This window comes from Bathymodiolus platifrons methanotrophic gill symbiont (assembly GCF_002189065.1).
In the GTDB taxonomy this organism is placed as follows: domain Bacteria; phylum Pseudomonadota; class Gammaproteobacteria; order Methylococcales; family Methylomonadaceae; genus Methyloprofundus.
This window is the reverse complement of sequence record NZ_BDMN01000030.1, coordinates 1-8,368: the sequence shown is the minus strand read 5'-3', so window position 1 is coordinate 8,368 and position 8,368 is coordinate 1. Positions and strand designations below refer to the sequence as shown.

Annotated in this window: 5 protein-coding genes, 2 tRNA genes and 3 rRNA genes; 3 read left to right on the top strand and 7 right to left on the bottom strand. The window is 41.9% G+C overall.

Going from position 1 to position 8,368, the window contains the following annotated elements; all coding sequences use genetic code 11:
• The coding region (locus CDZ78_RS24185; RefSeq protein ID WP_444979190.1) for an ISAzo13-like element transposase-related protein at positions 1–210 on the bottom strand (210 nt) is incomplete at its 3' end.
• 234 nt (positions 211–444) lie between these two features.
• Here CDZ78_RS24185 and CDZ78_RS02275 point away from each other — a divergent pair.
• From CDZ78_RS02275 to ubiK, 3 genes are all read left to right on the top strand, one after another.
• Positions 445–867 (top strand): hypothetical protein, encoded by a 423-nt coding sequence (locus CDZ78_RS02275; protein WP_087868508.1) that lies wholly within the window; start codon positions 445–447, stop codon positions 865–867.
• A 256-nt stretch (positions 868–1,123) separates the two neighbouring features.
• On the top strand, positions 1,124–1,702 hold the full coding sequence (locus CDZ78_RS02270; RefSeq protein WP_087868507.1) for a MarR family winged helix-turn-helix transcriptional regulator: 579 nt from the start codon (positions 1,124–1,126) through the stop codon (positions 1,700–1,702).
• Between the two features lie 45 nt (positions 1,703–1,747).
• Positions 1,748–1,996: a ubiquinone biosynthesis accessory factor UbiK gene (gene ubiK, locus CDZ78_RS02265; protein WP_087868506.1), complete on the top strand. Its 249-nt coding sequence runs from the start codon at positions 1,748–1,750 to the stop codon at positions 1,994–1,996.
• A gap of 69 nt (positions 1,997–2,065) precedes the next feature.
• Here ubiK and recD read toward each other — a convergent pair whose 3' ends face one another.
• The 6 genes from recD to CDZ78_RS02235 all read right to left on the bottom strand — a co-directional run.
• A complete protein-coding gene (gene recD / locus CDZ78_RS02260) occupies positions 2,066–3,691 on the bottom strand; it encodes an exodeoxyribonuclease V subunit alpha (protein ID WP_087868505.1) in 1,626 nt (541 codons plus the stop codon).
• 301 nt (positions 3,692–3,992) lie between these two features.
• Positions 3,993–4,107: ribosomal RNA gene (gene rrf / locus CDZ78_RS02255) — 5S ribosomal RNA — on the bottom strand.
• Between the two features lie 192 nt (positions 4,108–4,299).
• Positions 4,300–7,199 (bottom strand): 23S ribosomal RNA (locus tag CDZ78_RS02250).
• 384 nt (positions 7,200–7,583) lie between these two features.
• A tRNA-Ala gene (locus CDZ78_RS02245) sits at positions 7,584–7,659 on the bottom strand.
• A 258-nt stretch (positions 7,660–7,917) separates the two neighbouring features.
• A tRNA-Ile gene (locus CDZ78_RS02240) sits at positions 7,918–7,994 on the bottom strand.
• 83 nt (positions 7,995–8,077) lie between these two features.
• Positions 8,078–8,368: ribosomal RNA gene (locus tag CDZ78_RS02235) — 16S ribosomal RNA — on the bottom strand; the annotation flags it as partial.

Sequence of the window (8,368 nt, the reverse complement as noted above, 5' to 3'; positions counted from 1 at the left end):
CTGGGCTTTGCGCTTAACATATTCATGTTTTTTTAATAAATATCGAACGATATTACGACTGACAGAATAACCCTTTTTTAATAATTCACTGACGATTTCACGCGGCTTTAGATAAGTCCACCTAATAGATGAATTCATTGGATTGCCTGCTGTATGCTGTTGAAGAATATCTAAAAAGTCTTGATCTATTCCACTGCTGAAGTTTCCCAATTATTGAGTAGCTGAAATACACAATGCTGGTGTATCGAGGTTTATTTTAGGTGGTTTTGCCATGTTTATAGCAAACCCCTACTTAATTCCCTTTAGGCAATAGCATTTGAAACGAATGAAAAGACTATTTTTTTCATATAGTTGTAGCATAGTTTCAATTTTACCATAAATAATTATTGGGAAACTTCAGCTATACAAAGACTGGCACATTATCAACTGAATGTTACCCAGCAGATGCAACAGCTATATCACTATAATTTATTTAAACGTAATTGCGTTACCGAAATTTTTAGCACTATTGATAAAGCAAATATTAATGATAAATACATAGAAGAAATAGAGCAACTCGCACACAATAATCTAATAGCTTTTATACCTTTCGGTTCATTTCATAGTCTTTCTTCTAACTACAGTAAACAAACTTTACCTTCTTTTCGTCACCAGCAACTGACAAAAATGTATCAACAGGAAAATAATCTGCTCGTGTATTTAAGGGAATTTAATACACTTAGTGCGCGTGATTATAAATTTAACGATCTAGATTCCGCATTTCTTTTTTTACAGATGACAACATATGGAGTCGCCCACTATTTGGTACATTCAATTTACTCACTGCTGCAACTATTAGCCTTTATGGTAGTATCGCTTTACCCTTAGATTCGGGCACAACATTAAAAAGTGGAGTGATGGGTATTTTAATGAGCCTCCCTGAATTAGCATTTTTCAATATACGAAAAGGAAGTTATAAACACTTAGCCTATCCTACAGACTAGTTTTTCTAACATTTTAGTAAATTACCCGCCTGCCATAACTCTGTGGCCTCACCCATACATAGCATATGCCATAAAGCAATATATAAGGTTTTACTAGCTTTAAAGTGTATGCATGCCCTGAGTAATGTTAAAATACGTGCATGCAAGAATTAACAACCCTAAAATTGATTGAACGTATCAGCACTTTACTCAGGGCTGAGCAGCGTAAAAAATATTCAGCCTTAGGTCTACAGCCTGTCCATGTACAGACTCTAGACTATTTGGCTAGTTGTAACCGGTTTAGTGATACACCTGCAGCCGTCACTGATTATCTTGGCCTAACCAAAGGAACCGTTTCACAAACATTGCAGGTCCTTGTTCGCAAAGGTTTAATCGAAAAAAAACAGGATAATGTTGATAAACGTATTGTGCATTTAAAAATCCTGAAGCCTGGAACTGAGCTGCTAAAAAGTATTACACCCTTTGATGTTTTTATTAAAGCTGAAGAGGCCATTGCCAACAAACAGTTTGATTCTATCAGTGCTGCACTATACGAAGCACTGGTTGCCTTGCAAAGTGTTAATGGATCTAGCAGCTTTGGTCAATGCAAAAACTGTATTACTTTCAGTGAAGAAAATGATCACTACTACTGCTTATTGATGCAACAGCCTTTAGAACAGGCTGATATTGAAAAAATCTGTCGCGAATATATCTCTGTTACCAATTCTGGCTTAGTATAAGAAAATTAACTAAGCTTTATTTACATACTTTATTAGGAATAAAAAATGTTTGACCCAAAATCTATTGATGATATTGCCAGCCGTTTAAGTGATGCTATCCCACCAGGATTTTCAAATCTAAAAGAAGATATGGAGAAAAATTTCCGCGCTATTTTACAGGGTGCTTTAGGCAAAATGGATTTAGTTACTCGCGAAGAGTTTGAAGTACAAAAAGGAGTGTTAGCTAAAACACGTTCTAAATTAGAAGATTTAGAAAAACGTATTACTGAAATGGAACAGAAGATATTAAAGTAGTTCTATATTAGAAAGTTGTTTTTAGCCGCACCTGTACTGACTCGCGGCTAAAACTCCCCCTCTATAAATTCAAGCTACCTTTTTAAACCTATTTGCCAGACCACTTGATCGTTCAACCTTACGCTGTAAAGTTTCCAAAAACACAGCTTTATTAGTGACAAGTTTGACAATTTTCCTGGCCCTGGTGATACCTGTGTATATAAGTTCTTTAGTTAATATTGGATTAATCGTTTCAGGCAATAATAACAAAACCTCATTAAATTCTGAGCCCTGACTTTTATGTATAGTCATTGCAAAAACAGTTTCACAATTTGGCAACCGAGCAGGTAAATATTTTCTAATAGACCCATCAGCTAACAGAAAAAAGATCATCAACTGTCCATTACTTTCACTATCAGTCATACACAAACCAATATCACCATTATATAAATGTAAAACGGCATCATTTTGAGTGATTAAAACAGGTCGCCCTATATACCATTCACCTGAATTATTGATTAAATTTTTATCCCCGAGTTCTTGAGTCACTCGATAATTAACATCCTCTACACTATACATCCCCTGCCGATTTGCACAGAGAACCTGAAACTCATTAAATGCCGCATAAACTTCTATAAATGCAGCATTATCCGCTATTAGCTGTAGATAATATAATTGCTTATCAACAATGTATGCGATTAATTCCTCTTGTAACAGACAAACATCAAAGTAATCCTTGTTTAATATCTCCCAGGCTTTATTTGACTCTTGTTGATTAACTAACTCAGAAAATGTTTTGATATGGCCTGAAAAGCGATAGGATTTTTTTAACTCCTGGGTGAATTCAGGTAACGCATAAGTTAAATCTGCAAGTATAGTACCCATCTCAACTGAAGCTAACTGGTCTTTATCTCCTAATAAGATAAGTCTGGCATCCTTCTTTAGTGCACTAACTAATTTACTCATTAACGGTAAATCAATCATTGAAACCTCATCTATAACAACAATATCATAGGGCAGGGGGTTATTTTTATTGTATTTAAAATAGGGGGAAGGTGGCCGGGCACCTAGTAGACGATGTAAAGTAACAACCAGCTCTGGAACTAACTGTTTAATTAGTTCAGAAGAGGGCAGTTTACTTTTACTTTGTCCTATAGATTCTTGCAACCTCATTGCTGCTTTTCCAGTAGGTGCAGCTAGTGCTATATTTAATGGCAATGCTGATAGCTCTTGCAATAATGCTAGAATTTTCACTACTGTCGTAGTTTTTCCTGTGCCAGGTCCTCCAGTTACAATAGTAAAAGGGGAATTTACAGCGGCTATCGCAGCTTGTTTTTGCCAATCAATTTCATCACTATCAGGGAAATATTGATTAATTAATTCAGAAATATTTACTGTTACAGGCTCACTACACGTCAACTTTTGTAATTTTTCTGCAATTTGACATTCATACTTCCAGTAGCGTTGTAAATATAGCAGGTTCTGTTCCAATACTAATGGCTGTGTGCCAGAGTTATCCACAATTCCTGAAGCCAAGAGTATTTGTTGAGCTGCTCTATCAACTTCAATACAGCTGTGCCCATGGTTCTGAGCGTATGATAGCTGCACAACAATAGATTCAAACTTTTTTCCCTGCTCAGAACCTAACTGACTAAGCTGAGTTAAAAAACTGGCAAAAGCATAATCTAAGCGACTAAATTGTAAATCATCTGTCATTTGAAAAGCCTATTTAGTGATAGCTAGAGCTTAAATAGAGCAGACTTTAGTCCGCTAGGGGAATTACAGAGCAAACATTGCAGCGTAGGGCGTGGCTTTAGCCCGCTTTATTTTTTTTAACCTGTACAACGGCGGGCTAAAGCCACGCCCTACGAAAAATTTGTTTTATTATTCCTCAATAGATGCGCTTCGTGCCTCAGCACATCCTATCGTTCTATTTTATTAATGCTGTTATTGTACAACAAATCCTTTAGGCAAAAAAAAACCCATCTTCGCTAGAAGATGGGTTTTAAGTTTAAGAGCTTGGCAATTCCCTACTTTCACATGGATAAATCCACACTATCATCGGCACTAAACGGTTTCACTTCCGAGTTCGAGATGGGATCGGGTGGTTCACGCTCGCTATGGTCACCAAGCAATCGGTGTTGATTGACTAGTCTGATTATATACCTGTATATAACCTCACTATCAACCGTCTCTTATCAAGACTTGCGTCTTAATAATTGGAAATCTGTAGTTTGAGTCTAAGAGTCTTCGTTCTCTTACAGTAAAAACGTTTGTCGCTTTCACATAAAACCAAATCAGTGTTAAAACCTATTTGGTGTTATATGGTCAAGCCTCACGGGCAATTAGTACAAGTTAGCTTCACACATTACTGCGCTTCCACACCTTGCCTATCAACGTTGTAGTCTCCAACGGCCCTTCAGGGAACTTAAAGTTCCAGTGAGATCTCATCTTGGGAGGGGCTTCCCGCTTAGATGCTTTCAGCGGTTATCCTGTCCGAACGTAGCTACCGGGCAATGCCATTGGCATGACAACCCGAACACCAGTGGTTCGTCCACTCCGGTCCTCTCGTACTAGGAGCAGCTTCCCTCAAATCTCAAACGCCCACGGCAGATAGGGACCGAACTGTCTCACGACGTTCTGAACCCAGCTCGCGTACCACTTTAAATGGCGAACAGCCATACCCTTGGGACCTGCTTCAGCCCCAGGATGTGATGAGCCGACATCGAGGTGCCAAACACCGCCGTCGATATGAACTCTTGGGCGGTATCAGCCTGTTATCCCCGGCGTACCTTTTATCCGTTGAGCGATGGCCCTTCCATTCAGAACCACCGGATCACTATGACCTACTTTCGTACCTGCTCGACCTGTCCGTCTCGCAGTCAAGCACCCTTATGCCATTGCACTAAACTCCTGATTTCCGACCAGGATTAGGGTACCTTCGTGCTCCTCCGTTACTCTTTGGGAGGAGACCGCCCCAGTCAAACTACCCACCATACACTGTCCCCAACCCCGATAAGGGGCCTAGGTTAGAACTTCAAACATACCAGGGTGGTATTTCAAGGGTGACTCCACCACATCTAGCGACATGATTTCATAGTCTCCCACCTATCCTACACAAGTAGGTTCAAAGTCCAGTGTAAAGCTATAGTAAAGGTGCACGGGGTCTTTCCGTCTAGCCGCGGGTATACGGCATCTTCACCGCAATTTCAATTTCACTGAGTCTCGGGTGGAGACAGTGTGGCCGTCGTTACGCCATTCGTGCAGGTCGGAACTTACCCGACAAGGAATTTCGCTACCTTAGGACCGTTATAGTTACGGCCGCCGTTTACCGGGGCTTCGATCAAGAGCTTCTCCGAAGATAACCCCATCAATTAACCTTCCGGCACCGGGCAGGCGTCACACCCTATACGTCCACTTTCGTGTTTGCAGAGTGCTATGTTTTTGATAAACAGTCGCAGCCACCAATTTAATGCTGCCTTCTTCAGCTCCACGAGTAAATCGCTTCACCTACAAAAGGCGTACCTTCTCCCGAAGTTACGGTACAATTTTGCCTAGTTCCTTCACCCGAGTTCTCTCAAGCGCCTTAGAATTCTCATCCCACCCACCTGTGTCGGTTTGGGGTACGGGTTGTTATAACCTGATGCTTAGAGGTTTTTCTTGGAAGTATGGCATCAATCACTTCGTCTTTCACTAGGAAAAACTCGTCATCACACCTCAGGATTAGCAAGCGTCCGGATTTACCTAAACACTCTCCCTACATGCTTAAACATACATATCCAACAGTATGCTGATCTAGCCTTCTCCGTCACCCCATCGCAGTTATAACAAGTACAGGAATATTAACCTGTTTTCCATCGACTACGCCTTTCGGCCTCGCCTTAGGTCCCGACTAACCCTGCGTCGATTAGCGTTGCGCAGGAAACCTTGGGTTTTCGGCGTGGGGGTTTTTCACCCCCATTATCGTTACTCATGTCAGCATTCGCACTTCCGATACCTCCAGCGCACTTCTCAATGCACCTTCGCAGGCTTACGGAACGCTCCTCTACCACCTCCGTTTATAAATAAACGTCGATCCGTAGCTTCGGTACTATGCTTAGCCCCGGTAAATCTTCCGCGCAAACCGACTCGACCAGTGAGCTATTACGCTTTCTTTAAAGGATGGCTGCTTCTAAGCCAACCTCCTGGCTGTCTGGGCCTTTTCACATCGTTTCCCACTGAGCATAGATTTTGGGACCTTAGCTGACGGTCTGGGCTGTTTCCCTTTTCACGACGGACCTTAGCACCCGCCGTGTGTCTCCCGTGCTAAAACTTGTTGGTATTCGGAGTTTGCAACGGTTTGGTAAGTCGGGATGACCCCCTAGCCGTAACAGTGCTCTACCCCCAACAGTTATACACGAGGCTCTACCTAAATAGATTTCGAGGAGAACCAGCTATCTCCGGGCTTGATTAGCCTTTCACTCCGATCCACAACTCATCCCCTCATTTTTCAACATAAGTGGGTTCGGTCCTCCAGTAGGTATTACCCCACCTTCAACCTGGTCATGGATAGATCGCCCGGTTTCGGGTCTACACCTTGCGACTGAACGCCCTATTAAGACTCGCTTTCGCTACGCCTCCCCTTTTCGGTTAAGCTTGCCACAAAATGTAAGTCGCTGACCCATTATACAAAAGGTACGCAGTCACAGAACAAGTCTGCTCCTACTGCTTGTACGCATACGGTTTCAGGATCTATTTCACTCCCCTCTCCGGGGTTCTTTTCGCCTTTCCCTCACGGTACTAGTTCACTATCGGTCGATAAGGAGTATTTAGCCTTGGAGGATGGTCCCCCCATCTTCAGTCAACGTTTCACGTGCATCGACCTACTTAATATGTCAAAAAAGAGTTTTCGTGTACGGGGCTATCACCCTGTATCGCCAGACTTTCCAGACTGTTCCACTAACTCTATTCTGCTCGGCTGGTCCCCGTTCGCTCGCCGCTACTTAGGGAATCTCAATTGATTTCTTTTCCTCGGGGTACTTAGATGTTTCAGTTCTCCCGGTTCGCTTCTCTGACCCTATGTATTCAGGTCAGGATAATGGCCTTATGACCATTGGGTTTCCCCATTCGGAAATCCGCGGGTCAACGTTAGTTTGAAAACTCTCCGCGGCTTATCGCATCCTACAACGTCCTTCTTCGCCTCTTATCGCCTAGGCATCCACCGTATGCGCTTATTCACTTGACCATATAACCCAAATACGTCTTACACAGCTCTCGCTTTTCGCACGTCTGAATTATATGTATCAGCTGACATTTTCGCTTTTTCTGCTTGAGAACTCATTTAATATTTGACGCCACTTCATGTCGGCTTTCGCTTCTATGTCGCTTTGTCGCTTTTAAACTCGTTTGAAACTTTTAGTTGGCTTATTTTTTATTTGTTGCCAGTTATTATAAAATAACCAACAGCGCATAATCCATAAACTTTCTTTAGTTTACTTTACAGATTTCCAAATTTTTAAAGAGCTTATTAGCTTAAAAAACTAATTCTATAAGTTCTAAGGAATATTCTTTATGATTTTCCTTTAAAATTTATAGAATTAGGTTTTACTGCTTTTGTTTAATCGAGTAATGGTGGAGCTATGCGGGATCGAACCGCAGACCCCCTGCGTGCAAGGCAGGTGCTCTCCCAGCTGAGCTATAGCCCCATTTTACTTGTCTTTTTTTTATGCTGCGTTGTGCTTGTCTCTCATTCAGTCATATACTTATGTATGCTCCTTCATTCGTTCCGTCGCACGCCTTGCTTAACAATAAAAATCCTGCGTAAAACCGAATAATAAATATCTTATTATTAAGCTTTGGTGCATTTCACCTTAAAAAGTTAATTTTGTGCTGGGCGGTTTTTTCGAAAGATGAAGTGTACGCTAGTACATGAGTCTTTCTAAAAAATTGTCCAGTGCAAAATTTGGTGGGTCTGGGAGGATTTGAACCTCCGACCTCACCCTTATCAGGGGTGCGCTCTAACCAACTGAGCTACAGACCCAATAATTTACACTTAAGGTCAGTCTCGATTTTTTCAAATCAAAATAATTTGTTGTGGATACTCATAAAGCATTGCATGCTTTGTAAGGAGGTGATCCAGCCCCAGGTTCCCCTAGGGCTACCTTGTTACGACTTCACCCCAGTCATGAATCACAAAGTGGTGAGCGCCCTCCCGAAGGTTAGACTACCCACTTCTTTTGCAACCCACTCCCATGGTGTGACGGGCGGTGTGTACAAGGCCCGGGAACGTATTCACCGCGACATTCTGATTCGCGATTACTAGCGATTCCAACTTCATGCAGTCGAGTTGCAGACTGCAATCCGGACTAAGATCGGCTTTCTGGGATTAGCTTACTCTCGCGAGTTTGCGGCCCT

What these genes read in the sequence shown, in the direction of transcription:
- ubiK (WP_087868506.1), top strand. Translation starts at nt 1,748, where the DNA reads ATGTTTGACCCAAAATCTATTGATGATATTGCCAGCCGTTTAAGTGAT.
- CDZ78_RS02275 (WP_087868508.1), top strand. Translation starts at nt 445, where the DNA reads ATGCAACAGCTATATCACTATAATTTATTTAAACGTAATTGCGTTACC.
- recD (WP_087868505.1), bottom strand. Translation starts at nt 3,691, where the DNA reads ATGACAGATGATTTACAATTTAGTCGCTTAGATTATGCTTTTGCCAGT.
- CDZ78_RS02270 (WP_087868507.1), top strand. Translation starts at nt 1,124, where the DNA reads ATGCAAGAATTAACAACCCTAAAATTGATTGAACGTATCAGCACTTTA.